Origin of the sequence: Thermus islandicus DSM 21543, from assembly GCF_000421625.1 — a bacterium.
Classification (GTDB): Bacteria; Deinococcota; Deinococci; order Deinococcales; family Thermaceae; genus Thermus; species Thermus islandicus.
In genome coordinates this window covers 45,833-70,507 of sequence record NZ_ATXJ01000002.1, presented here as the reverse complement: position 1 = coordinate 70,507, position 24,675 = coordinate 45,833, and the positions used below count along the sequence as shown (strand labels likewise).

Sequence of the window (24,675 nt, the reverse complement as noted above, 5' to 3'; positions counted from 1 at the left end):
CTAGTTTGGCCATCCCATGTTGCAAAACCATCGTATAACCTCAGGGCAGGTAGGCCAGGGGGTTTTGCGGCACCCCACCCACCCGCACCTCAAAGTGCAGGTGGGGCCCCGTGGACCAGCCCGTGGAGCCCACATAGCCGATCACCTGGCCCGCCTCCACCCACTCCCCGGGCCGCACGGCGATGCGGGAGAGGTGGGCGTAAAGGGTCTCCACCCCACCGCCGTGGTCCAGGATCACGTGGAAGCCATAGCCCAAAGCGCTCCAGCCCGCCACCTCCACCTGCCCGGACTTGGCGGCCGCGATGGGGGTCCCGTAGGGGGCCGCGAGGTCTATCCCGGTGTGGAAGCGCTGGAAGGCCCCCCGCTGACCGAAATAGGTGGTGATGCGAAAGCCCGAAAGGGGCCAACGCAGCCCCCCCTCCTGGTAGCTCACCCGGCGCACCTGGGGTTTGGGGGCCTGGGCCTGGCGAAGCCGGGCCTGCCTCAGGGCTTCCTGCCGCCGCCTTTCCTCGGCCAGGCGCCTTTCCTCCTCCTGGCGCCTGCGCTCGGCCTCGAGGCGGGCCTGACGCTCCTCCTCCTGCTTGGCGAGAAGCCGCTGGTAGGTGGTCCTGGCCCGGATCCCGGGGAGGAGGACGAGGTCCCCGGGCCTAAGCTCCGTGGGGTCCTGAATGCCGTTGGCCCGGGCCACGGCCACCGGGGAGAGGCCGAAGCGGCCCGCCAGGTCCACCAGGGTCTCCCCTTCCGGCAGGGACACGAGAAGCCCCTTGGCCCCTTTGGGAATGTAGATCACGCTCCCCGCCACCAGCCGGTCCAGGCTTTCCAGCGAGGGGTTGGCCGAGACCAGATCCAGGGGAGAAAGCCCGTAGCGCTGGGCCAGGGAGGCCAGGGTATCCCCGGGGCGCACCCGGTAGACCTCCACCCCGGGAGGCACGCGGGGTTCCCGCTCCTCAGCCGCCACCAGGGGGATGCGGAGCTCCTGCCCGACCTGGAGGCGGTCGTCCTTGAGGCCGCTGGACCACTGGATGTGCCTAGGGTCTACGCCAAAGCGGGCGGCGATGCCCGCCAGGGTGTCCCCCGGGCGCACCTGGTAGAGAACCCAGCCCTTCCTGGCCGCCCGGTCTACCTCCACCGTGGCCTCGGGAAGGGGAAGGGGGCTCAGAATGGGCAACTTGGCGAAAACCACCCCGGAACACGAAAACAGGCATAAGATCACCAGGATTTCCCGCAACGCTCACCTCCAACCCAAAGCCTAAACCCGGGGGGATCATACCAGCCCCCCGGGCGGGAAGGCAACCCCCCTAGCGGGCCGCCAGGGAAGCCAGGAACTCCCGGTTGCTCTTGGTGCGGGCCAGGCGGGAGAGGAGCATCTCCATAGCCTCGGCGGGGTCCATGTCCGCCAGGACCTTGCGCAGAAGCCACATCTTGTGGACCACCTCCTCGCCCAAAAGGAGCTCCTCCCGCCTCGTGCCGGACTTCAGGATGTCTATGGCCGGGAAGATGCGGCGCTCCTCGAGGCGGCGGGACAGGTGAAGCTCCATGTTGCCCGTGCCCTTGAACTCCTCAAAGATCACGTCGTCCATGCGGCTACCCGTCTCCACGAGGGCGGTGGCGAGAATGGTGAGGCTCCCGCCGCCCCGGATGTTCCGGGCCGCCCCCAGAAAGCGCTTGGGGAAGTACAGGGCCGCCGAGTCCAACCCCCCGGAGAGGGTGCGCCCCGTGGGCGGGGTCACCAGGTTGTTGGCCCGCGCCAGGCGGGTGATGGAGTCCAGGAGGATCATCACGTGCCCCCCCTCCTCCACGATCCGCTTGGCCCGCTCGTGCACGAACTCGGCCACCCGGATATGGTTCTGGGGCGGCTCGTCAAAGGTGCTGGCGATGACCTCGGCGCCCTGAACGCTTTCCCGGAAGTCCGTTACCTCCTCGGGCCGCTCGTCAATGAGGAGGACGATCACCTTGATGTCGGGCTCGTTTTTGAGGACGGCGTTGGCGATCTTCTTGAGGAGGGTGGTCTTCCCCGCCTTGGGCGGGGCCACGATGAGCCCCCGCTGCCCCCTCCCGATGGGGGCCAGGAGGTCAATGACCCGGGTGGAGAGCTCCTCGGGGGTGGTCTCCAGCCGGATCTGCCGGTCAGGGAACTGGGGGATGAGCTCGTCAAAGCGGGGTCGGTTCTTGGCCGCCTCCGGGTCCAGGTCGTTCACCGCCTCCACCTTGAAGAGGGTGGCGTAGCGCTCGTTCTCCCGGGGTGGGCGGGCCCGGCCCACGATGTAGTCCCCGCTCCTTAGGGCGTACTGGCGGATGAGCCCGGCGGAGACGATGGCCACCCGGGACTCCAGGTTGTAAAGGTTCTCCGTCAGGAACCCGTAGCCATCGGGGCTGATCTCCAGGTAGCCCTTCACCAGCTGCAGGCCTTCCCCCTGGGTCTGCCGCTCCAGGAGGGCCATGATCAGCTGGTCCTTCTTCATCCGCTTGTAGTTCTCAATCCCCGCCTCCTGGGCCAGGAGATGGAGCTCGGGAAGGATCTTGGCCGAAAGCTCCTGGTAGGAGAGGGGCGCCTCTGGGGTTTCCGCTTTCCTCCTCATGGCCTAACCTTCTCCCAGTCCTCCATAAACCGCCTAAGGCCGAGATCGGTAAGGGGGTGCTTCAAGAGCTGCTGGAAGACGGGGTAGGGCATGGTGGCGATGTCCGCCCCCAGAAGGGCCGCCTCGGTAACGTGCCGAGGATGGCGGATGGAGGCGGCGATGACCTTGACGGAGAGATCCTGGACCTGGATCATTTCCACGATCTCCCGGAGAAGCTCCCCTCCGTCCCAGGAGATGTCGTCCACGCGCCCCAAAAAGGGACTCACGTAACTGGCCCCAGCCCGGGCAGCGAGGAGGGCTTGGTTGGCCGAGAAGATGAGGGTCATGTTGACCCGAACCCCCTCGGCGGAGAGCCGCTTGCAGGCCTTGAGGCCCTCCACGGTGGTGGGGAGCTTGACCACGATGTGGGGATGGATCTCCGCCAGGCGCCTCCCCTCCGCCACCATGGCCTCGGCCTCGAGGGCCGTCACCTCCGCAGAAACAGGCCCTCCCGCCGCCTCGCAGACGGCCCGGAGGTGCCGGGCGAACCCCTCAAGGGTTAGCCGCTCCCCCCGGGCGGAAAACTCCTTGGCTACCAAGGTGGGGTTGGTGGTCACCCCGGAGAGGACCCCCCAACCGGCGATCTCCCGTATTTCCTCCAAGTTCGCGGTGTCCAAGTAAAGCTCCATGCTGGGCTCCTTTTGGCGGGAAGAGGATCGGCTTAGCCTGAGTCTAGCAGACCTTGCCGGGCGGTTGTCAAGGGAGGGGAAAGGCTGCTAGCATGGCCTTAGCCGCCAACGGGGGATTCTACCCCAGGGGGCACAGGTTGTAAAGGCGAGGATGGGGAGAGTACCCCTGCCCAAAAGCCTCAAGCGAGCCGGGGAGGGTGGGAGCTCGGCGGTGAGGGCAGGCGGGAAGATCACCCCGGAGCCGCGGGAGGAAAGGGCCAGGCCCGAGTAATGCCCGCCGGGCGGCGCCCGTGATAGCGCCTCAATGAGGGCCTGGGGGTTACCCCAGGAAGCGCGGTGGTACCGCGGAAGCGCACGCTTTCGTCCGCGCCCAAGGGCGCGGGCGTTTTGCTAGGAGGTGGCGGATGTTCAAGGAGGTCGGCGAGCCCAACTTCCCGAGGCTAGAGGAGGAGGTCCTGTCCTTTTGGAAGGCCAACCGGATCTTCCAGAAGAGCGTGGAGGCCCGCAAGGGAGGCCCCCGGTACACGGTCTATGAAGGCCCGCCCACGGCCAATGGCCTGCCCCACGTGGGCCACGCCCAGGCCCGAAGCTACAAGGACCTCTTCCCCCGCTACAAGACCATGCGCGGCTACTACGTGCCAAGGCGCGCAGGGTGGGACACCCACGGGCTTCCCGTGGAGCTGGAGGTGGAGAAGAAGCTCGGGCTCAAGAGCAAAAGGGAGATTGAGGCCTACGGCATTGAGCGCTTCAACCAGGCCTGCCGCGAGTCCGTCTTCACCTACGAAAAGGAGTGGGAGGCCTTCACCGAGCGCCTCGCTTACTGGGTAGACCTGGAGAACGCCTACGCCACCCTACAGCCCTCCTATATTGAGAGCCTCTGGTGGAGCCTCAAGAACCTCTTTGACCGGGGGCTCCTCTACCGGGATCACAAGGTGGTGCCCTACTGCCCCCGGTGCGGCACCCCCCTCTCCTCCCACGAGCTCGCCCTAGGGTACAAGGAGATCACCGACCCCTCGGTCTACGTGCGCCTCCCCCTGAAGGCACCCGAAAGGCTTGGCCTCAAGCGGGCGAGCCTCCTCATCTGGACCACCACCCCTTGGACCCTGCCCGGGAACGTGGCGGCCGCCGTGCACCCCGGGTACACCTACGCCGCCTTCCAGGTGGGGGAAGAAGCCCTCCTCCTGGAGGAGGGGCTTGGGAGGAAGCTTCTCGGCGAAGGGGCTCCGGTCCTCAAGACCTTTCCCGGCAAGGCCCTGGAGGGCCTGGCCTACGCGCCCCCCTACCCCCAGGAGGTGGAGAAAGGGTACTTCGTGGTCCTGGCCGAGTACGTGAGCCGGGAGGACGGCACCGGCGTCGTCCACCAGGCCCCCGCCTTCGGCGCCGAGGACCTGGAGACGGCCCGGGCCTACGGCCTCCCCCTGCTGAAGACGGTGGACGAGGAGGGCAAGCTCCTGGTGGAGCCTTTTAGGGGCCTGTTCTTCCGGGAGGCGAACCGGGCCATCCTCAAGGACCTGAGGCAGCGGGGGCTCCTTTTCAAGGAGGAAAGCTACCTTCACAGCTATCCCCACTGCTGGCGCTGCTCTACCCCCCTCATGTACTACGCCACGGAGACCTGGTTCATCCAGAATACCCGCTTTAAGGAGGAGCTCCTCAAGAAGAACGAGGAGATCCGCTGGGTACCCCCCCACATCAAGGAAGGCCGCTACGGGGAGTGGCTGAAGAACCTCGTGGACTGGGCCTTAAGCCGCAACCGGTATTGGGGGACCCCCCTGCCTATCTGGGTCTGCGAAGCCTGCGGCAAGGAGGAGGCCATGGGGAGTTTCCAGGAGCTAAAAGAGCGGGCCACGGGCCCCCTCCCCGAGCCCTTTGATCCCCACCGCCCCCACGTGGACCGGGTGGAGCTGAGGTGCGCCTGCGGCGGGACCATGCGCCGGGTGCCCTACGTGATTGACGTCTGGTACGACTCGGGGGCCATGCCCTTTGCCTCCCTCCACTATCCCTTTAAAAACAAGGAGGAGTTCCAGGAGAGCTTCCCCGCCGACTTCATCGCCGAGGGGATTGACCAAACCCGGGGCTGGTTCAATTCCCTGCACCAGCTCGGGGTGATGCTTTTCGGCTCCATCGCCTTTAAAAACGTGATCTGCCACGGCCTCATCCTGGACGAGAAGGGGCAGAAGATGTCCAAATCCAAGGGGAACGTGGTGGACCCCTGGGAGATCCTCCGGGAGTTCGGGGCGGATGCCCTAAGGTGGTACATCTACGTCTCCGCACCCCCCGAGGCCGACCGGCGCTTCGGGCCTAACCTGGTGCGGGAGACGGTGCGGGACTACTTCCTCACGCTTTGGAACGTCTACAGCTTCTTTGTGACCTACGCCAACCTGGACCGGCCGGACCTCAAGAGCCCCCCGCCCCCCGGGAAGCGGCCCGAGATGGACCGTTGGCTCCTCGCAAGGATGCAGGACCTGATCGGGCAGGTAACGGAGGCCCTCGAGGCCTACGACCCCACCACGAGCGCCCGCGCCCTAAGGGACTTCGTGGTGGAGGACCTCTCCCAGTGGTACGTCCGCAGGAACCGCCGCCGCTTCTGGAAGAACGAGGACGCCCTGGACCGGGAGTCGGCCTACGCCACCCTCTACGAGGCCCTGGTCCTCGTGGCCACCCTCACCGCCCCCTTTACGCCCTTCCTGGCCGAGGTGCTTTGGCAAAACCTGGTGCGAAGCCTAAACCCTGAGGCCAAGGAGAGCGTCCACCTCGCGGACTGGCCAGAGGTAAACCCCGCCCTCGTGGACGAGGCCCTGGTGGCCAAGATGCGGGCGGTCCTCAAGGTAGTGGAGCTGGCCCGGGCCGCCCGCGCCCGAAGCGGGGTCAAGACCCGGACCCCCCTCCCCCTCCTTCTTTTGACCGCTCCCACCGCCTTGGAGCGGGAGGGCCTCCGCCACTTCGCCCAGGAGATCGCCGAGGAGCTGAACGTAAAGGAGGTGCGGGTGCTGGAGCCGGGGGAGGAGGTCCTCCGCCACCGGGTCCTCCCTAACCTCAAGCTCCTCGGGAAAAAGTACGGCCGGCTTGTCCCCAAGATCCGGGAGGCCCTGGAAAGGGAAAGGGAGCGGGCCTCGGCCCTGGCCCTCCGGGGGGAGGCCATCCCCCTGGAGGTGGAAGGCGAGGCGATCCGCCTCCTCCCGGAGGAGGTCCTCCTGGAGGCGGAGGCCCCCGAGGGGTACCAGGCCCTGGAGAAGGACGGGTATGTGGCCGCTTTGGACGTGCGGGTCACGGAGGCCCTGAGGCTAGAGGGCCTCGCCCGGGACCTCATCCGCCTCCTCCAGCAGGCCCGCAAGGAGGTGGGGCTCAAGGTCTCGGACCGCATCCGGGTGGGCTACGAGGCGGAAGGCCCCTACCTCGAGGCCCTCAAGCGCCACGGGGAGTGGATCGCCTCCGAGGTCCTGGCGCGGGAGTTCGGGGAGGGCCTTTTTGGGGGGCACGAGGTACGGGTGGAGGACGAGGAAGGTCGGGCGGTCTTCCATCTGGCCAAGGTGGAATAGCCCCTACACCCTTTGCTTTTGGTTCCTGCCTAGCCAAAACCTCGAGGGGACGTTCTACCGGGGCCCCCATGCGGGTGCAAGCCCGCATGGGGTGGTATTACACCCGAAGGCGCCGAGCCCAAGCGGCGCTTTACCGCGGGGTGGGGCCAGGGGTATAGTGCCTCCGTGCGGGAACCCCAGACCCTCCTAGAACCCCTGGAGCTGGACGCCCTTTACGTGACCCGCCCGGAAAACGTGCGCTACCTCTCCGGCTTCCCCCACCCCGAGGACGCCCAAGTCCTCGTCACGGGGGAAGGAGCCCTCCTCCTCACCGACCCCCGCTACCCGGAGGCCGAACGGGAAAGCCGAATCCCCGCCCGGATCCTCAAGCGGGAGGAGCGCGAGGCCTTCCTGAGGGAGCTTCGCGGGCGGGTGGGCTTTGAGGCAGAACACCTCCCCTATGCCGCCCTGGAGCGCCTGAGGGAGCTCGCCCCGGTGGAATGGGTGCCCACCAAGGGGGTGGTGGAGAGGCTCAGGCTGAGGAAGACCCCGGAGGAAGTGGAGCGGATCCGCCGGGCCCAGGCCCTGGCGGAGGAGGCCCTCCACCACGTCCTTCCCCTCCTTCAGCCCGGGGTGGAGGAACGGGAGATCGCCCTTGAGCTGGAGTTCTTCCTGAAAAGGCGGGGGGCCGAAGGGGTGGCCTTCCCCCCCATCGTCGCCTCGGGGGAAAGGGGGGCTCTCCCCCACGCGGGGGCCTCCGGAAAGCGCCTCCAGGCCGGGGAGTTGGTCACCCTGGACCTGGGGGCCAAGGTGGAGGGGTACCACTCGGATATGACCCGTACCCTGGCCCTGGGGAAGGTGGCGGAGGAGCTACGCCGGGCCTTTCAGGCCGTGGAGGAGGCCCTGGAGGCCGCCCTTTCGGCCCTCTCCCCGGGGAAGGCGGCCAAGGAAGTGGACGCCCTGGCCCGGGAGGTCCTCAAGGGCTACGGCCTGGACCGCTACTTCGTCCACTCCCTGGGCCACGGGGTAGGCCTCGCCGTCCACGAGGGCCCGGGCCTTTCCCCCTACACGGAGGAGGTCCTGGAACCCGGCATGGTGGTCACCGTGGAGCCCGGGGTTTACCTGCCCGGGGTGGGGGGGGTGCGGCTCGAGGAGCTCGTCCTCCTTACCGAGGAGGGCCCAGAACTCCTCTCCCGCTTCCCCCGGGGTTATCGGGAGGTGTGAATGCGCCTGGCCTTTTTCCTGCCCTTCCTCCTCCTGGCCCTGGCCCAGACCTACACGGTGAGGCAGGGGGATACCCTCTACCGCATCGCCCGGGCCCACGGGCTTACGGTGGAGGCCCTCAAGGGCCTGAACGGCCTTACCTCGGACCGCATCTACCCAGGGCAGGTCCTCGTGTACCGCCGGGTAGGGCAGGAAAAGGCTCCTTGGAAGCCGGGCCGCGTTCTCCAGGAGGGCCTTGCCGTATGGTACGGCCCCGGCTTCCACGGCAAAAGAACCGCAAGCGGCGAGGTCTACGACATGCACGCCCTCACCGCCGCCCACCCCCGCCTGCCCTTCGGCACCCGGGTACGGGTCACCAACCTGAGGAACGGCCGAAGCGTGGTGGTGCGCATCAACGACCGGGGGCCCTTCGGGGGAAGGTACATCATTGACCTCTCCTACGCCGCGGCCAAGGCCATCGGCGCCCTTTCGGCCACCCGGGTGCGCCTCGAGGTCCTGGAGGACTGATGGTGCGCTACGGCTTTCACCTCTCCATCGCGGGGAAGAAGGGGGTGGCCGGGGCGGTGGAGGAGGCCATGGGCCTGGGCCTTTCCGCCTTCCAGATCTTCGCCAAAAGCCCCAGGAGCTGGAAGACCCGATCCCTAACCCCTCTGGAGGTGGAGGCCTTCCGCGCCCTTAGGGAAGCGGCCGGGGAGCTTCCCGCCGTGGTCCACGCCTCCTACCTGGTGAACCTGGGAGCGGAGGGGGAGCTTTGGGAAAAGAGCGTCATGAGCCTCGCCGACGACCTGGAGAAGGCCGCCCTCCTGGGGGTGGAGTACGTGGTGGTCCACCCAGGCTCGGGGAACCCCAAAAGGGTCAAGGAGGGGGCGCTACGGGCCCTCCGGCTCGCCGGGGTGCGGGAGAGGCCGAGGCTCCTCCTGGAGAACACCGCGGGGGGTGGGGAGAAGGTGGGAAGCCGCTTTGAGGAGCTGGCCTGGCTCCTCGAGGACACCCCCCTCCTGGCCTGCCTGGACACCTGCCACGCCTTCGCCGCGGGCTACGACGTAAGGGGGGACCCCAGAGGGGTGCTCTCGGAGCTGGACCGGACCCTGGGGCTGGACCGGGTGCCCGTGGTCCACCTGAATGACTCTGTGGGGACCCTGGGAAGCCGGGTGGACCACCACGCCCACCTCCTGAAGGGGAGGATCGGGGAGGGGCTCAAAGGGGTGCTTCTGGACCCCCGGTTCCGGGGGCGGATCTTCATCCTGGAAACCCCGAGGGGCCCCGAGGAGGACGCGTGGAACCTCCGGGTTCTCCGGGGCTGGCTAGCGGAGGCCGCCCCCCAGGGGTAGGGCTAGCCGAAAAACACGCCGAAAAAGACCCGCCGGGCGAAGCCCAGCACCTCCTGGACGGGCCCCCGGAGCACGGTGAGGAGGAGGAGGAAGGAGAGCCAGGCGTACTGCTCCAGCCGCCAAAGCAGGGGCTGCCAGGCGAGGGGAAGAAGGCTTTGCAGGATCTTGGAACCGTCCAGAGGGGGGATGGGCAGGAGGTTGAACACCGCCAGGACCAGGTTGAGGCTGCTGGCGAAGAAGAGGCCCAGGGCCAGGACCCCCGTGGCCGTGTGCGCCTCTCCCCGAAAGGCCTGGGCCACGCCCCAGGGGTCCAGGGCGAAAAGTCCCCGCACCAGAAGGGCAAAGAGGGCGGCCAAGGCCAGGTTGACGGCGATGCCGGCCACGGAAACCACGAAAAGCCCCAGGCGGTAGCGGCGGAAGGCCATGGGGTTTACGGGCACCGGCTTGGCCCAGCCGAAGCCCACAAGGAGGAGGAGCACCGTGCCCAAGGGGTCCAGGTGGTGCAAGGGGTTTAGGGTGAGGCGGCCTAAGCGCCGGGCGGTCTCGTCCCCGAAGCGGTAGGCGGCGTAGGCGTGGGCCCACTCGTGGAGGCTAAGGCTCAAGAGGAGGGCCGAGAAGGCGAGGAGGAAGGCCAAAGGATCCTGGTGCAAAAGGGCGATCATAGGCCGAATACCCGGTAGAGGGCGTCCAGGAGGCCAGAAAGCCCCGCTACCACGGAGCCCGTGACCCCGGCGTAGGAAAGCACCAAAAAGATGAGGAGGAAGCCCACGGGGCCCAGGGCCGAAACCTGATCCAAAAAGCGCCGGGCCTCGAGGCCTCCCACCGCGTAAAGCGCCCGAGCCCCGTCCAGGGGGGGAATGGGGAATAGGTAAATGGCGGCGTGAAGGAGCATGAGGCGCTGGGCCTCGAGGAGACCCTCCCCGAAGGGATAGGACAGGAACCGGCCCAGGAGGCCGTAGAGGAAGGCGGCGGCGAAGAAGCCCAAGGGCCCCATCAGGGCCACCAGGACCCCCTTCCGCCCGGGAAGGTTTGTGGGCACGAAGCGGGGCCAGCCGAAGCCCAAAAGGAGCAGGAGGACCAGGCCCAAGGGCTCCAGGTGGACCCGGAGGTCCCAGGAGAGGAAGCCGTAGCGCCGGGGAGCGACCTCCCCGTAGCGGTCCGCCAGGTAGGCCTGGAAAAGGTTGTGAAGGAGGAGGCCCAAAACGGCCAAGGCAAAGGTCACCAGGAAGACCGGGGGGTCATTGAGGAGAGGAAAGAGTCCCATCGCCCATCAGTCTACGGGCTAGGGCCAGTTCCTCCTCAAAGGTCTTCACCTCGCCCCGATTCCTGGCCTCGGCCACCTGCCTTAGGATCTCCCCTACCCTGGGCCCGGGCCTCAGGCCCATGGCCAGGAGGTCCCGCCCCTTAAGGAGGCGGCGCTTCTCCAGAAGCCAGGATTCCTTCTCGGGGAAAAGGGCAAGAAAGGCGCTCCTTAAAGGCTCCTTCCCCAAGGCCTCCCTCTCGGGGTCCTCGAGGGCCGCACCCTGGCCCACCCGCAGGAGGAGGTCCAGGGCTTCCCCTAAGCGCCGGGGCACGGCGAGGGCCTGAGCCCGTTTTAGGGGAGCTTCCTGAAAGTAGAGCAGGAGCAGGAGCCGGGCCTCCAGAAGCGCCTTGGCCGAGCCCTCCTGGGGTGGGCGCAGCCGGGCAAAGGGATCCCTCGGGGGTAGGCGGAGACCGTACAAGGGGCCAAGGGCGCCCAGGGCCTCGAGGAGGGCCAGGGCCTCAAAGAAGGTGTCCTCCTCCAGGGTGAGAAGGAGCTCGTCCCGAAGACGGCTCTTGCTCGCCGTGCGCAGGACCTCGGGAAGGAGGGCCGGGGGGAGGCCCTTCAGGGCCTCCTCGGCGAAGCGAAAGGCAAGCCTGGCGGCAAGCCGCGCCCCTCGGACGATGCGGCTCGGGTCCTCCACGAAGGAGAGGGGATGTAGGGGGCGCAGGAGGCGCCCCTTAAGGTCCGAAAGCCCCCCGTGGGGGTCCAGAAGCTCCAGGGTGGCGAGGGAAAGCGCCATGGCGTTCACCGTGTAGTCCCGCCGCTCCAGGTCCTTGGGGATGGGGGCGGGGCGCACCCGGGGCAGGGCCCCGGGGTAGGGGTAGACCTCCTCCCGGCTTTCCGCCAGGTCCACGGTGAGGCCGAAGGGAAGTCGCACCCTTGCGGTGCCGAAGGCGTAGTGTAGGGCGTAGCTTCCCCCGAAGCGCGCCACCAGGTAGCGGGCCACCTCCTCCACCCGCACCCCAGGCTCCAAAAGCAGGTCCAGATCCGGCCCGGACCGCCCCAAAAGGGCGTCCCGCACCGCTCCCCCTACCAGATAGACCCCCTGGGGAAAGGCCTCCTTCAGGGCCAGGACCACCTGCCTGGCCCCCTCGGGCAAGGCCTCGAGGACCCTCTGCCCCAAGGGGGCCTCGGGGGCGGGCCGTCTGCGGTAGAGATCGGTGCGGGTGAAGATGCCGAGAAGCCGCCACCCCTCCCCTACCCGTTCGCCCACCAGGACCCGACCCCCGCCCTCCTTAAGCCTGGCCTCGGCCTGGGAAAGGGGGGTCTCCGGGGGAAGGACCAGGGCCCGGGCGAGGAACCCCTCCACGGGATGGCCCAAAAAGCCTAAGCGTTCCGCCCTCCTCAGGTCCCGCCTGCGGGCCAGGCCCAAGACCCTGACCCCTTCCCCCTCCAGGGGCACCACCACGGGCATGGCCCCGTAGCCCCGTTCCTCCAGAAGGCGCAGGGCCTCGCGCACCGTGGTGGGGGAAAGCACCTCCACCGGGGCGGTCATGGCCTCCTTAAGGGTGGGCTCGGGCTCCAAATGGCGGGAGAGGCTTTGCAGGAGCCGCCTCACCGCCTCCCGCTCCCCCTTCACCCGGGCGAAGGCCGCCCGAGGGTGCCCCCCGCCTCCCACCTGGGCAAGCCAGCGGGCGACGTCCAGGCGGTCCTTGCTCCGAGCGATGAGGAGGACCTCCCGGCCCAGACGGAGGACCAGGAGTACCCCCTCCGCCTCATAGAGGTCCAAAAGGGTGTGGGCCAGGGGGGCCAGGGCGGGCACGTACCCCTCCTCCCTAGCCCGGGCGAGGAGCAGGCGGAACCCTTCCACCTCCACCACCCGCGCGGACCTTAGGAGGGCCCTAAGGATGCCCCTGGCCTCCTCTCCGAGGTGGGGGCGGACCCACTCCCGTACCCTGGGGATCTCCGCCCCCATGAGGGCCAGGCGGTGGGCGGCCTCGAGGTCCAAGGGCGTGGTAGAGGGGAAGCTAAAGCCCCCGGTGTCCTCCCAGAGGCCGGCGTAGGCCAGGGTGGCCTCCAGAGGGGTCAGGGCCAGGCCCCGTTCCCAAAGGAGGGGGACCAGGAGGCTCACCGTGGCCCCCACCGGCTCCACCCGCCCCCCCACCGCGGGCACGTCCCCGGGGGTCCTGGGGTGGTGATCGTAGACCAGGAAGGGTACCCGGCCCACCAGGGCCTTTAAGGGCCCGATGCGCTCGGGACGGGCGTTGTCCACGAGGACCACCTCGGAGACCCTGTCCAGCGGGATCTCCGAGGCCGGCACCAGGTCCAGGCGGTCCTCGAGGAGGGGCGCGATCTCCTTGAGGGGGCCCTCGAGGCCCCCCACCAGGGCGAGCAGGCTCCCCGGAAAGAGCCGCCCCGCAAGGACCATGGCACCCAAGGCGTCAAAGTCTAGGTTCTCGTGGGCCGCCACCACCCTCACAGGTCTCATCCTACGCCCTGCGTTGACAGGCCCCACGGCCCCGTGTTAACCTTCATGGAGGCTGAGGGCGGCTAGCTCAGCGGAAGAGCGCTCGCCTCACACGCGAGAGGTCGTAGGTTCAAGTCCTACGCCGCCCACCAAGTCCAGGACACAAAGCTTCCCCCCACGCTACCGTGGGGGGAAAGCGTTTGGAGGGTCATCCGCCCGCCCCCGGGCCTTGGCCCAGGGGGCGCCGGTAATGCCCTTATGCTTTGGTTCCTGCGCTCTTAGCCAAAACCTCGCGGGAACTTTCCACCGGGGCCCCCATGCGGACTTGGGTCCGCATGGAGGGGTATGACCCCTAATCTCCGGTTTCCAGCACAAGCTTGGGCCGGAACCCCAGGACATCCGCCGCCACCAGGTGAAGGGGAATGCCGTTATAGGCCTTGGGAAGGCGCTCGGGGTCCGCACCGTGGAGGTGGCCGTAGACGATGGCCTCCGGGTTCGCCTCCACCGCCTTCTGCAAAAGAGCGGTCGGCTCTCCCCCCGGGCCAAAGGGCGGGAAGTGGAAGGCGAGGATCAGGTGGCGGTAAGGCCTTGCCCTCACGGCCTTCAGGGAAAGCTCCAGCCGCTCCACCTCGCGAGCGAAGATCCGCTCGTCCTCGGGGGTCTTGGGAGGGTACTCCCAACCCCGGGTGCCCGCCACCGCGACCCCCTTGAGCACCAGGGCATCGTTTTGCAGGGCGTACATCCCTTCCGGCAGGACCGCCCGGAGCCGGCTGATGGAAGGCCACCAGTAATCGTGGTTGCCCTTAAGCAGCACCTTCTCTCCGGGAAGCGCCGAGAGGTCCATGAGGTCAGGAAGGGCCTCGGAAAGGCGCATGGCCCAGGAGATGTCCCCCGCCACAATGACCAGGTCCTGCGGGCCCACCACTTCGCGCCAGCCCCGGAAGAAGGCCTCGGGGTGCCCCTGCCAAGCGGGCCCGAAGATGGTCATAGGCTTCGGGCGCACGCGGGAAAGGTGGGGGTCGGCGATGGCGAAGACCCGCATGGGCCCTAGCGTACCCCAAAATGGGGGGCCTCCTCCGGGCAACCCAGGATAGGGTTGGTGGGCTTACCCTCTTCTCACCGGGAAGGCGCTACCATGGGGCAAGGGAGGTAGACGTTGCCACACCGAATCAACCCCTTCACCCTAGTCTTCGTGCTCCTTCTGGGCTACCTGGCCTACACCACCCTCACCGGTCCCCCCGCCCCCACCCTTTCCTACACGGAGTTCCGAGACCTGGTCCGCCAGGGTAAGGTCGCGGAGGTCACCCTGGAAGAAACCCGCATCCAAGGCCTCCTCAAGGAGCCCGAACGCTTCCTTACCCCCCAAGGGGAGCGGGTTTCCCGGCGCTTCCAGGTCCCCCTGCCTCCGGCCCAGGTCCAAGACCCCGAACTCCTTCGCTTCCTGGAAGGCAACGGGGTCAGGATCGTCACCAAACCCCCTTCCCTCTGGCCCCAGGTCCTCCTCTACATCGGCCCTACCCTGCTCCTCATCCTTTTCTTCTGGTTCTTCTTCATGCGGGCCCAGGGCGGGGCAGGCCAGGTGATGCAGTTCGGCCAGAGCCGGGCCCGGCTTTACGGCAAGGAGAAGCGCGTAAGCACCACCTTCAAGGACGTGGCCGGACACGAGGAGGCCAAGCGGGAGCTTATGGAGGTGGTGGACTTTCTAAAAAACCCCAAAAAGTACCTAGAGCTCGGGGCGGAGATCCCAAAGGGCGTTCTCCTGGTGGGCCCCCCGGGCACCGGGAAGACCCTCCTCGCCCGGGCGGTGGCGGGGGAAGCGGGGGTACCCTTCTTTTCCGTTTCGGCGAGCGAGTTCATGGAGATGTTCGTGGGGGTGGGGGCAAGCCGGGTTCGGAGCCTCTTTGAGGACGCCCGCAAAAACGCGCCCAGCATTATTTTCATTGACGAGTTAGACTCCATCGGCAGAAAACGTGGCGCGGGCATCGGGGGCGGCCACGACGAAAGGGAGCAGACCTTGAACCAAATCCTCTCGGAGATGGACGGTTTTGAAAAGGACACCTCGGTCATCGTTCTGGCCGCCACCAACCGCCCCGACATCCTGGACCCCGCCCTGCTCCGGCCGGGGCGCTTTGACCGTCAAGTGGTGGTCGGCCTCCCCTCCTTGGAGGAGCGGAAGGAGATCCTGCGGGTACACATGCGGAACAAGCCCATCGCGGAAGACGTGGATCCCCTGGAGCTCGCCCACCTTACCCCGGGCTTCTCGGGGGCCGACCTCAAAAACCTGGTGAACGAGGCCGCCCTCCTCGCCGCCCGGGAAGGGGAAAGGAGGGTCCGCAAGGACCATTTCCTCAAGGCCCTGGACAAGATCGTCCTGGGCCTGGAGCGCTCCGCCCTAAAGCTCTCCGAGGAAGAGAAGCGGGCCGTGGCCTACCACGAGGCGGGGCATGCGGTGGTGGGGGAGGTGCTGCCCCATGCCGACAAAACAGAGAAGGTCTCCATCGTCCCTCGAGGCATGGCCCTGGGAGCAAGATGGAGCAAGCCCGAGGAACGGGTCTTGGTTTCCAAGGACCACCTCATGGACGAGCTGGCCGTCCTCATGGCGGGGCGGGTAGCGGAGGAGCTCTTCACGGGCACCGTCACCACCGGGGCCCAGGACGATTTCAAGCGGGCTACCCAGCTCGCCAAGCGGATGGTCCTGGACTGGGGCATGGGGGAGCACTTCAAGAACATCGCTTGGGGCTCGGACTCGGGACCCATCTTCCTGGGCGAGGAGATCGCCAAGAAAAAGGACCATTCCGAGGAGACGGCCAGGCTCATTGACGAGGACATCCGCAAAATCCTAGACGAGGCCTACGCCAAAGCCCGTCAGGTTCTTCTGGCGCACGGGGAGGCCATGCACCGGATCGCCGAGGAGCTTCTCCGGGAGGAGACCATCCCTGGGGAGAGGGTCCGGGCCATCCTGAAGGAGACCATCCCCGTGGAACGGAGCCAAGAAAGCTAGCAAAGTCCAGGCAAGAGCGCCCGGGCCTCCTCCAGCTCCGCCCGCTTCCTCTCCTCGCCCCAGCCCAAAAGGGGCGCCATGAGCTCCACCACCCGGGGCAAGGCCTCCAGGGCCTTCCCCCGGTCCAGGAGGGCGAGACCCATCCTCCGGGCCAGCACGTCCAAGGGCTTCCTCGCAAGCTCCCGTCGCACGGCCCACACCACCTCCCCCTCCAGGTAGGGAAGCCCGGGGAGAAGGGGCCTCTCCCCCAGGGCCAGGACCTCCCCCGCCAGGGTCCCGTAGGTCTCGTAGAGGTGCCGGGCCCTTTCCTCGGGGAGGGGAAGGGGGGGCTTGGGCCCTGCCCCAAGGAGGGGGGTGGCGTGGCTTGGAGAGGGGGGAAGGGAAAGGCCCAGGTCTTGGGCGATCCTCTCCACCAGGTCCTGGGCCATGCGGCGGAAGGTGGTCCACTTTCCCCCCACCAGGGTGTAGAGGCCTTGCCTTTCCTCCAGGTAGTGGTCGCGCACGAGGAGCTTGGTCTCCCCCTTCCCCACCAGGGGCCTCAGGCCCGACCAGGCCGCCCGCACCCGGCCCGAGAGGTCCCCCAGGTAGGGCCTGATCTCCTCCAGGAGGTAGGCCACCTCCTCCTCCCGGGGGGGGGGGCAGGGGGTGGGCTCGGCGGGAAGGTCGGTGGTGCCGAGGAGGGCCATCCCCCGGTAGGGCAGGAGGAAGAGGACCCGGCCATCCCGCGTCTTAGGCAGGAGGAGGCCCGCCTCCAAGGGGTAGTCCAGCACCAGGTGGGCCCCGCTGGAGGGGGTGAGGAGGGGGGGGAGATCTTGGTCCAATAGACGCCGCACCCGGTCGGCCAGGGGGCCGGTGGCGTTCACCACCACCTTCGCCCGCACCTCCACCTCCTTGCCCGAAAGCCTGTCCCGCACCGCCGCCCCCCGCACCCTTCCCCCCTCCAGGAGAAGGGCCGTGGCCTCGGCGTGGTTCACCGCCACCGCCCCCCGCTCCAGGGCCGAGAGCACAAGGGCCAGGTTCAAGCGGAAGTCGGCGAACTGCCCGTCCTGGTAGGCCACCCCGCCCAGGGTGGGAGGCAGCTCCGGAAAGAGGCGGCGCACCGCCTCGGGGGGAAGGAGGCGGCTTGGGGCGAGGCGCCTTTTCCCCGCCAATAGATCGTAGAGCTTGAGGCCCAGGTAGTAATAGGGGAGCTCCAGGGGGCGGAAGAGGGGGGTGACCAGGGTGAGGGGCCGCGCCAGGTGGGGGGCGAGGCCCAGGACCACCTTGCGCTCCTGGAGGGCCTCCACCACCAGCCTAAGCTGGCGCCGGTCCAGGCGCCTCAGGGCGAGCTCCAGGTACCGCACCCCCCCGTGGAGGAGCTTGGTGGAGCGGGAGCTCGTCCCCGCGCCGAAGTCCCTGGCCTCCACCAAGGCGGCCTTGAGGCCCCTCAGGGTGGCCTCCCACAGGACCCCGGCCCCCGTGGCCCCGCCCCCCAGAACAAGGAGGTCAAAGGGCTCCTTCAGGCGTTCAAAGAGGGCTTCCCGGTCCATCCTCATCCTCCCTGGCCAAGCCCTTGGCCCTTTCCACCGCCTCCCGCCACCTGCGGTAGAGGGCCTCCCGCCTCTCTTGGGGCATCTCGGGGAAGAAGCTTCCCGCCTCCCGCCCAAGGGCGGGCACCTCCCCCAAGGAGAGCGCCCCCGCCCCCACCCCCGCCATGAGGGCCGCCCCCAAGGCGGTGGTCTCCGTCACCTCTGGCACCGCCACCGGCACCCCCAGGAGGTCCGCCTGGAGCTTGAGGAAGAGGCGGTTTTGTGCCATGCCGCCGTCCGCCTTCAGGAGCTTGAGCTTAAGCCCCGCCTCCTCCTCCATGGCCAGAACCACGTCCCGCACGGAGAAGGCCACCCCCTCCAGGGCCGCCCGGGCCAGGTGGGCCCGCGTGGTCCCCCGGGTGAGGCCCAGGATGGCCCCCCGGGCGTAGGGGTCCCAGTGGGGGGCGCCAAGCCCGGTGAAGGCGGGCACGAAGAACACCCCCCCCGCGTCCGCCACGCTCCCCGCCAGGGCCTCCACCTCCCCGCTTTCCCGGAGGAGGCCCACCTCCTTGAGCCACCCCACCGCCGCCCCCGCCACAAAGACGCTCCCCTCCAACGCGTAGGTGGCCCTTCCCCCAAGGCTCCAGGCCACCGTGGTAAGGAGGCCCCTTTGCGAGGGCACCGGCCTTTCCCCCGTGTTCAGGAGGAGGAAGGCCCCGGTCCCAGGTGCACTTCCCCTCCCCCTCTCCCAGGGCCCCCTGCCCGAAGAGGGCCGCCTGCTGGTCCCCCAGCACCCCCCGGATGGGAAGGGAAGCCCCGAGGAGCTCGGGAAGGGTCTCCCCGAAGTCCCCGTCCGAGGGCCGCACCTCGGGAAGGAGGGAGGCGGGGATCCTTAGGGCCTCAAGAAGATCTGGGTCCCAAGCCAGGGTGTGGAGGTTGAAGAGGAGGGTCCGGCTCGCGTTGGTGGGGTCGGTGGCGTGGACCCTGCCCCCGGTGAGCCGCCAGATGAGCCAGGTGTCCACGGTGCCGAAGAGGACCTCCCCCCGCTCCGCCCGCGCCTTTAGCCCAGGCACGTTCTCCAGGAGCCATAAGAGCTTCGTCCCCGAGAAGTAGGGGCCCAGGAGGAGCCCGGTCCGCTCCCGGAAGAGGGGCTCGAGGCCCCTCGCCCTCAAGGCCTCGCAAAGGGGCGCCGTCCTCCGGTCCTGCCACACGAGGGCGTGATAGAGGGGCTCCCCGGTTTTCCGGTCCCAAACGAGGGTGGTCTCCCGCTGGTTGGTGAGCCCCAGGGCCACAACCTCCCCCGCCTCCACCCCGCCCCTCCTAAGGGCCTCCCGCGCCGCAAAGAGGGTCGTCTCCCAAAGCTCCAGGGGATCGTGCTCCACCCAGCCCGGCCTGGGGTAAAGCTGCCGGACCTCCCGCTGGGCCCCCGCCACGGGCCTCCCCTCCAGGGTGAAGAGGAAGGCCCGGCTCGAGGTGGTGCCTTGGTCCAGGGCAAGCAGGTACTTCATAGAACCTCCCTAAGCCTTTGCGCGGTGTCTTCGGGCAGAGCGTCCACCACGAAGGTGCCCGCCCCAAGCTCCGTCCCCGCCAGGAACTTGAGCTTATCCCGGGTACGCCTGGGAGGGTAGAACTCCACGTGGAAGTGGAAGGTGCGCTCCTCCCCCAAGGGGGCGGCGTGGAAGACCATGACGTAGGGAAAGGGCTCGCGGAAGAGGGCGTCGTAGCGGGCCACCACCCGGCCCAAAAGCCTGGCGAAGGCCGCCATCTCCCCTTCCGAGAAGGTCCAGGGGCCGGGGTGCCTTTCCCGGGGCGCCACCCAGACCTCAAAGGGATAGCGGGCAAAGGGGGGCACGAAGGCGAGGAAGCCCTCCTCCTCATCCACCCCATAAGGGCCAAGCCTTGGGAGGAGTTCCAGGAGCACCGGGCCTTCCCGGAAGGCACGACTTTCCCTTTCCAACACGGGAGGAATGAAGGGATAGGCGTAGATCTGCCCGTGGGGGTGGTGGAGGGTGACCCCCACCGCCTCCCCGCGGTTCTCAAAGGGCATAACGAACCGGACTCCGGGAAGGGCGTAGAGGACCTCGTACCGGTCCCGCCACACATAGGCAAGAAGAAGGCGCTCCTCCTCCGAAAGGGTGGCCAGGCTGCCCGCGTGGGCCTCGGTGTAGACCACCACTTCGCACCGGCCCAAAGCCTCCCCCGCGGGCACGGGGAGGCCCTCTGGGGGCGGGGGGGCCTCCTCCACGAAGGAGGGGAAGCGGTTCTCAAAGACGGCCACCTGGAAAGAGGGGAAGGGGATCTCCGTGGGAAAGCCCCCTTCCCGGCTCGGGCACAAGGGGCAGTGCTCCTTGGGGGGAAGGAAGGTGCGCTCCTGGCGGTGGGCAGCATAGACCACCCACTCCCCCCTCAAGGGGTGGTAGCGGAGGTGGGGGGCGGGGCGGAAGGGCTCGGCGGGCTCCGGGAGAGGGGGGTCCTCGAGGGGGTTCAGGCTGTAGAGGAGGAGTTCCCTCCCGTCGGCCTTCCTGTGGAGGCGCTTATAAAAGGGCAGCATAATCCACCTCATCCTCCCCTACCCTAAACCGGTAAGGGCCAAGGCGCCGCGCCGGGACCTCCTGGGCAAGGAAGGCCTCCAGGCGCTCCCCCTCCTCCGGCGAAAGCCAGGCAGGGGGGTCCGAGGTGGCCTTGAAGCCGGTGAGGTGGGCCAGGGCCTCCTGGAGGCGCATCTCCTCGGGCTTGAGCAGGTTGAAGCGCGTGCGGAAGTAGGCCACGTCGGGGTCCACGTGGACGTTTCCCATGAGCCAGAGGCGGTGCAGCGCGGTGCGGAGGGCGTTCCTGAGGCCAGGCCGCAAGGTAGAGGTACTGCCCCTCCCGGTAGAGGGCTCCCTTCCCGTCCTGGAAGGTGATGAGGGGCCAGTCGGAGATGTACTGCCCCCTCAGTTGGCAAGCCCCGTGGTACGGCATCCCAGAAGGCGTAGACCGTGCGGGCGAGGGCGTAAAAGGCCGCGGAAAGCCCCGGCTTCTCCAGGTAAAAGAAGGCCAGGTAGGTGCCGAAGCTTTCCGAAACCAGGGTGAGGCCGAGCTGCCCCGAGGCGTAGCGCCAGGCCTTCATAGCGCCTCCTTGACCTGCCGCCAAGTGAGGGGGTGGAACTCGGAGAGCACCCGCCGCACCTCCGGATGGCTTAGGGCGAAGAAGTCGGCCTCCCGGGTAGGCCAATCGGGGAGGGCCCGGCCCTCGGGGGTGGGAAGGGCGCTGTGGTGGACCAGGTAGTAGAGGCCGGGCCCCAGGCGGCTCAGGTCCAGGTAAAAGCCCAGCCGCTCCTCAGGGGGAAGGCCGTAAGGGTCCAGAAAGCGCACCCTGGGGAAGGGGGCCCGCTCCATGAGGCGCACCAGGTCGGGGAGAAAGGCCTCGGGAACGCCCAGGCCCTCGAGGCGCTCCGGGAGGTACACGGGGAGGCCATACCCTTGGGCCAAACCCAGGTAGACCTCCGCCAGGTCGGGCCGGAGGATCGCCCCCTGGTGGGTGTCCAGGTGGGTAGGGGCAAAGAGGGCGAAGGCGGCCTGGATCTGGGCGCGAAGCTCCCTTTCCACCTCCTCGGCCCGGGCCTGCTTCCACAGGGCCTCCGGGGAGGGAGGAAAAGCCCCCGTCTCGTCCCGCAGGCTTTCCCCCTCCGTGAGGGGGCGCATCCTTGGGGCGGGCCACTCGCTGGTGAGGGTGAGGTGCACCCCCAGGTCCCGCCCCCGCACGCCCCAGGCCCAGGCCCCCGGCACCATGACGCTTCCCGTGGGAAAGCCCAAGGCCTGGTAGGCCCCGTTCTGGGCGTGGGTCAGGCCCAGGTCGTCGTGGTGGAGGAGGAGAACCCGCTTACCCGAAAGGCCAAGCCGCCCTAAGAGGTCCATAAGCCTCCTTTCCCTTCCCCTTCATTCTACGGGAAAGGAGGCTATTCCAAGGCCAGTTCTACCAAACGCTTGAGGAGTTCGGGATAGCCCAGGCCCTTGGCGGCGAAAAGCCTGGGGAACATGCTGGTGGGGGTAAAGCCCGGGATGGTGTTCACCTCGTTCAGGTAAAGCTCCCCCTCCGCCAGGAAGAAGTCCACCCGGGCCATGCCCCGGAGGCCCAGGAGCCGGTAGGCCTTCAGGGCGGTTTCCTGGACGGTTTCCTCGGTCCCCGGGTCCAGGGGGGCCGGGATGAGGAGCTCCGCCCGGCCTGGGGTGTACTTGGTCTCGTAGTCGTAAAAGGGGGCCTGGTAGCGCACCTCCCCCACCGGGCTCGCCTCCCCGAAGAGGTTCCCCAGGACCCCCACTTCCAGCTCCCGCACCTTGGGGAGGGCCTTTTCCACCACCGCCTTTTCGTCATGCCGAAAGGCCTCCTCCAAGGCCCCCTCCAGGTCGGCGTAGCGCTCCACGCGGGAGATGCCGATGCTGGATCCGGTGTTGGCCGGCTTCACGAAGAAGGGGGGCTCAAAGGGGACAAAGGGGGTCTCCCCCCGGTAGAGGGCCACCCAGGGCACCACCGGGATGCCCGCCTGGGCCAGGACCCGCTTGGAAAGGTCCTTGTCCATAGAGAGGGCGCTCGCCGCCACCCCCGCCCCCACGTAGGGCTTGCCCAGCATCTCCAAGAAGCCCTGAAGGGTGCCGTCCTCGCCATAGCGGCCGTGCAGGAGGGGGAAGACCACATCGTAGCGCTCCCAGTCCAGGGGGGGTGGGAAGGGGTGCACCCCCTTCGGCGCCACCTTGGCCTCGAGGGCCTGGAGCGCCTCCTCCCCCAGAAGCCAGGCCCCGTCCTTGGCGATGACGGCGAGCTCCCTAGGGTAGGGCAGATGCCTAAGCACGCCCTCGGCGGAAGAAAGGGAAACCTCGTGCTCCGGGCTCCTTCCCCCGGCGATGAGGAGAACCCTGGGTCCGGACATGCCTAGAGCTTACCCGTCCGGCGCAGGTCCAGCCCGTTGTAGCGGCCCGCACAGGGCAAAAGGCCCTCCCTCACCCAGCAGAGGACCGCCTCCTTGGCGGCCTCGAGGACCCGCTCCAGCAAGGGCTCCTCCTCAGGGGCAAAGGGCGAGAGGACGTACGCCGCGCCGAGTTCCTTGGAGGGGGGCTTGCCGATGCCGATCCTGAGGCGGGGAAAGGCCAGGGTGCCCAAGGCCTCGGCGATGGAGGCCACCCCCCGGTTCCCCGCGGGGCTTCCTCCGGCCTTGAGGCGCAGGCGGCCCAAGGGCAGGTCCATCTCGTCGTGGACCACCAGGATCCTTTCCGGGGGAATCCCGTAGGCGCGGGCCAGGGGGGCCACGGCCCGCCCCGCGAGGTTGTAGTAGGTCAGGGGCTTCAGGAAAACCCCCCGCTCGCCCCCCACCTCGGCCTCGGCCAGGAGGGCCTCCCCCCTTCTTTGGAAGCGAAGGCCCAACCGGTCCAGGACCATGAAGCCCACGTTGTGCCGGGTCCGGGCGTAGGCCTCCCCCGGATTGCCCTGCCCCACCACCAAAAACATGCGCTCCCCCAGGCCAAGGCAGGGGGGCCGCCCCTAGGGAAGCCCCAGGGGGGTAGGGATCAGGCCTCCTCCTCCTTTTTGCCCTTCCGGATAACCTCGGGCTCGGCGGGGGCCTCGGCCGCCGCAGCCGCCAGCTTCTCCACGTCCTCCGGGGGCACCACCGCGGCCAGGGTCTCCTCCGGGGGCATGGCGAGCCTCACCCCTTCGGGGAGCGTGAGGTCGGCGGCGTGGAGGCTGTCCCCGATGCCGAGGCCGGAAACGTCCACCTCAATGTACTCGGGGATGTTCCTGGGGGAGACCCGGACCAGGATGTCCCGGTGGACCTCCTGGAGCACCCCCCCCTCCCTTACGCCCACGGGGGTCCCCACGAAGCGCAAGGGGACGTACATCTCCACGGGCTCGTCGGAGAGCACGTAGAAGTCCACGTGCTCCGGGCGGCGGCGCCTCTTGTCCAGGTTCACCTGGCGCACCAGGGTAGGCAGTTCCTGGCCGTCAGGAAGCTCCAGGACGATCACGTGGTGGATGGAGGCCTGGCGGAAGACCTTGTCAAACTCCGAGAGGTCCACGTAGACCTTGCGGTTCAGGCTCCGGTTGTAGATGACCCCGGGGAGCTTCCCCACCCGCCTCAGGGCGGCAGGCCGCTCCCCCTCGCGGTAGTAGGCCTTCAGGCGGTACTCCATGGCTCCTCCCTCGCCCCCTAGGGGCGCACGAAGAGGAGTGTACCACACCCCTAGATGAGGGCGCTCACGGACTGGTTGGTGTGGACCCGGCGGATGGCCTGCGCGAGAAGCTCGGCGGTGGAGAGGACGGTGTAGCCCCCGTCCTTCAAGGGGATGGTGTCGGTAAAGACCACCTCCTGGATGGCGGGATGGGCCAGGTTCTCCCGCGCCCCCCCCACCAAAACGGCGTGGGTGGCCATGACCACCACCCCGGGGAGGGCCCCCGCCTCGAGGAGGGCCTCCACCCCCCGCCTGATCGTCCCCCCGGTGGAGACGATGTCGTCTATGAGAAGGGGCCTTTTCCCCTCCACGTCCCCGATCACGTAGGTGACGGAGGTCTCGCGGGGCCCGTGGCGGCGCTTGGCCAGCATGGCGAAGGGAAGGCCAAGCCGTTCCGCAAGCCGCCTCGCCTCCTCGGCCCGGCCCGCGTCCGGGGAGACCACCACGGCGTTTTCCGTAAGGCCTCGCTCCTGCAGGTAGCGGGCAAAGAGGCGCACCGCCGAGAGGTGGTCCACGGGGATGTCAAAAAAGCCCTGGATCTGCGGGGCGTGGAGGTCTATGGCGATGACCCGCTCCACCCCCACCCTCTCTAGGAGGCTCGCCACCAGCTTGGCGCTGATGGGTTCCCGGCCCTCCGTCTGCTTGTCCTGGCGGGCGTAGCCGAAGTAAGGGAGGACGGCGTTGATGCGGGCGGCGGAGCTGCGCCGGGCGGCGTCGGCCAGGAGGAGGAGCTCCATGAGGTGGTCGTTCACGGGAGGCGAGGTGGGCTGGACCAGGTAGACGTCCTCCCCGCGGACGCTCTCCAGAAGCCGCACCCGCACCTCCCCGTCGGGAAAGCGGTCCACCAGGGCCTGGCCCAGGGGCACGCCCAGGGCCCCCGCGATCCGCCGGGCGAGATCGGGGTGGGCGCTCCCCGCGAAGAGCCGGATTTCCATGGA

General features: G+C 68.3%; 20 protein-coding genes, 1 tRNA gene and 2 pseudogenes. 6 read left to right on the top strand and 17 right to left on the bottom strand.

All coding sequences use genetic code 11. The annotated features are described in order from the left end of the window. Positions 1-40: 40 nt before the first annotated feature. The 3 genes from H531_RS0102835 to fsa form a co-directional block, all read right to left on the bottom strand. Positions 41-1,183 carry a peptidoglycan DD-metalloendopeptidase family protein gene (locus tag H531_RS0102835; RefSeq protein ID WP_439332788.1) on the bottom strand — a complete coding sequence of 381 codons (1,143 nt, stop codon included), beginning with the start codon at positions 1,181-1,183 and terminating at the stop codon, positions 41-43. A gap of 115 nt (positions 1,184-1,298) precedes the next feature. Beyond that, positions 1,299-2,579, bottom strand: a complete 1,281-nt coding sequence (rho, locus tag H531_RS0102830; protein WP_022797849.1) for a transcription termination factor Rho — start codon at positions 2,577-2,579, stop codon at positions 1,299-1,301. Further along, the gene (fsa, locus tag H531_RS0102825; protein WP_022797848.1) at positions 2,576-3,247 is read right to left on the bottom strand and encodes a fructose-6-phosphate aldolase; all 672 of its coding nucleotides are present in this window, start codon (positions 3,245-3,247) and stop codon (positions 2,576-2,578) included. The genes rho and fsa overlap by 4 nt, the downstream gene beginning before the upstream one ends. A gap of 404 nt (positions 3,248-3,651) precedes the next feature. Between fsa and ileS the strand changes: the two genes are divergently transcribed. The 4 genes from ileS to nfo all read left to right on the top strand — a co-directional run bounded on the left by ileS (position 3,652) and on the right by nfo (position 9,317). Beyond that, positions 3,652-6,783, top strand: coding sequence for an isoleucine--tRNA ligase (ileS, locus tag H531_RS0102815; protein WP_022797847.1), 3,132 nt, complete (start codon positions 3,652-3,654; stop codon positions 6,781-6,783). A 165-nt stretch (positions 6,784-6,948) separates the two neighbouring features. After that, positions 6,949-7,986 carry a M24 family metallopeptidase gene (locus H531_RS0102810; RefSeq protein WP_022797846.1) on the top strand — a complete coding sequence of 346 codons (1,038 nt, stop codon included), beginning with the start codon at positions 6,949-6,951 and terminating at the stop codon, positions 7,984-7,986. Continuing rightward, the gene (locus H531_RS0102805) at positions 7,987-8,493 is read left to right on the top strand and encodes a septal ring lytic transglycosylase RlpA family protein (protein ID WP_022797845.1); all 507 of its coding nucleotides are present in this window, start codon (positions 7,987-7,989) and stop codon (positions 8,491-8,493) included. It abuts the gene before it with no gap. Beyond that, complete coding sequence (gene nfo / locus H531_RS0102800; RefSeq protein WP_022797844.1) at positions 8,493-9,317, top strand: endonuclease IV; 825 nt, start codon at positions 8,493-8,495, stop codon at positions 9,315-9,317. The genes H531_RS0102805 and nfo overlap by 1 nt, the downstream gene beginning before the upstream one ends. A 2-nt stretch (positions 9,318-9,319) precedes the next feature. On the opposite strand, the gene H531_RS0102795 is transcribed toward nfo, so the two are convergent. From H531_RS0102795 to H531_RS0102785, 3 genes are read right to left on the bottom strand one after another with little or no spacing between them, the layout of a single operon-like run. Further along, positions 9,320-9,979: a site-2 protease family protein gene (locus H531_RS0102795; protein ID WP_022797843.1), complete on the bottom strand. Its 660-nt coding sequence runs from the start codon at positions 9,977-9,979 to the stop codon at positions 9,320-9,322. Next, positions 9,976-10,581: a zinc metalloprotease gene (locus tag H531_RS0102790; protein WP_022797842.1), complete on the bottom strand. Its 606-nt coding sequence runs from the start codon at positions 10,579-10,581 to the stop codon at positions 9,976-9,978. Before H531_RS0102790 ends, H531_RS0102795 begins: the two co-directional genes overlap by 4 nt. Then, positions 10,556-13,039 (bottom strand): CBS domain-containing protein, encoded by a 2,484-nt coding sequence (locus tag H531_RS0102785; protein ID WP_022797841.1) that lies wholly within the window; start codon positions 13,037-13,039, stop codon positions 10,556-10,558. Before H531_RS0102785 ends, H531_RS0102790 begins: the two co-directional genes overlap by 26 nt. A 65-nt stretch (positions 13,040-13,104) precedes the next feature. On the opposite strand from H531_RS0102785, the gene H531_RS0102780 reads away from it, so the two are divergent. Then, positions 13,105-13,179 (top strand) — tRNA-Val (locus H531_RS0102780). Positions 13,180-13,379: 200 nt separating this feature from the next. On the opposite strand, the gene H531_RS0102775 is transcribed toward H531_RS0102780, so the two are convergent. Then, on the bottom strand, positions 13,380-14,069 hold the full coding sequence (locus tag H531_RS0102775; RefSeq protein ID WP_022797840.1) for a metallophosphoesterase: 690 nt from the start codon (positions 14,067-14,069) through the stop codon (positions 13,380-13,382). A gap of 114 nt (positions 14,070-14,183) precedes the next feature. On the opposite strand from H531_RS0102775, the gene ftsH reads away from it, so the two are divergent. After that, the gene (gene ftsH / locus H531_RS0102770) at positions 14,184-16,028 is read left to right on the top strand and encodes an ATP-dependent zinc metalloprotease FtsH (RefSeq protein WP_022797839.1); all 1,845 of its coding nucleotides are present in this window, start codon (positions 14,184-14,186) and stop codon (positions 16,026-16,028) included. On the opposite strand, the gene H531_RS0102765 is transcribed toward ftsH, so the two are convergent. The 10 genes and pseudogenes from H531_RS0102765 to H531_RS0102725 all read right to left on the bottom strand — a co-directional run bounded on the left by H531_RS0102765 (position 16,025) and on the right by H531_RS0102725 (position 24,672). Next, a complete protein-coding gene (locus H531_RS0102765) occupies positions 16,025-17,563 on the bottom strand; it encodes a glycerol-3-phosphate dehydrogenase/oxidase (RefSeq protein WP_022797838.1) in 1,539 nt (512 codons plus the stop codon). The genes ftsH and H531_RS0102765 overlap by 4 nt on opposite strands. Continuing rightward, positions 17,535-19,044: pseudogene (gene glpK / locus H531_RS15070) on the bottom strand (glycerol kinase GlpK). Before glpK ends, H531_RS0102765 begins: the two are co-directional and overlap by 29 nt. Further along, positions 19,041-20,087 (bottom strand): galactose-1-phosphate uridylyltransferase, encoded by a 1,047-nt coding sequence (gene galT / locus H531_RS0102755; RefSeq protein WP_022797837.1) that lies wholly within the window; start codon positions 20,085-20,087, stop codon positions 19,041-19,043. The pseudogene glpK and the gene galT overlap by 4 nt, the downstream one beginning before the upstream one ends. Then, entirely contained in the window at positions 20,071-20,385 is a 315-nt protein-coding gene (locus H531_RS0102750) for a hypothetical protein (RefSeq protein ID WP_022797836.1), read from the bottom strand. Before H531_RS0102750 ends, galT begins: the two co-directional genes overlap by 17 nt. Before the next feature lie 104 nt (positions 20,386-20,489). Beyond that, positions 20,490-20,645 (bottom strand): annotated as a pseudogene (locus H531_RS14685) (MFS transporter); the annotation flags it as partial. Beyond that, positions 20,642-21,433 (bottom strand): carbohydrate deacetylase, encoded by a 792-nt coding sequence (locus H531_RS0102745; protein ID WP_022797835.1) that lies wholly within the window; start codon positions 21,431-21,433, stop codon positions 20,642-20,644. The gene H531_RS0102745 and the pseudogene H531_RS14685, both read right to left, overlap by 4 nt. Before the next feature lie 41 nt (positions 21,434-21,474). Continuing rightward, positions 21,475-22,443 carry a D-alanine--D-alanine ligase gene (gene ddl, locus H531_RS0102740; RefSeq protein WP_022797834.1) on the bottom strand — a complete coding sequence of 323 codons (969 nt, stop codon included), beginning with the start codon at positions 22,441-22,443 and terminating at the stop codon, positions 21,475-21,477. Between the two features lie 2 nt (positions 22,444-22,445). Further along, positions 22,446-23,018 carry an aminoacyl-tRNA hydrolase gene (pth, locus tag H531_RS0102735; RefSeq protein WP_022797833.1) on the bottom strand — a complete coding sequence of 191 codons (573 nt, stop codon included), beginning with the start codon at positions 23,016-23,018 and terminating at the stop codon, positions 22,446-22,448. A 59-nt stretch (positions 23,019-23,077) separates the two neighbouring features. Continuing rightward, positions 23,078-23,698 carry a 50S ribosomal protein L25 gene (locus H531_RS0102730; protein ID WP_022797832.1) on the bottom strand — a complete coding sequence of 207 codons (621 nt, stop codon included), beginning with the start codon at positions 23,696-23,698 and terminating at the stop codon, positions 23,078-23,080. A 50-nt stretch (positions 23,699-23,748) separates the two neighbouring features. Continuing rightward, the gene (locus H531_RS0102725; protein WP_022797831.1) at positions 23,749-24,672 is read right to left on the bottom strand and encodes a ribose-phosphate diphosphokinase; all 924 of its coding nucleotides are present in this window, start codon (positions 24,670-24,672) and stop codon (positions 23,749-23,751) included. Positions 24,673-24,675 lie beyond the last annotated feature (3 nt).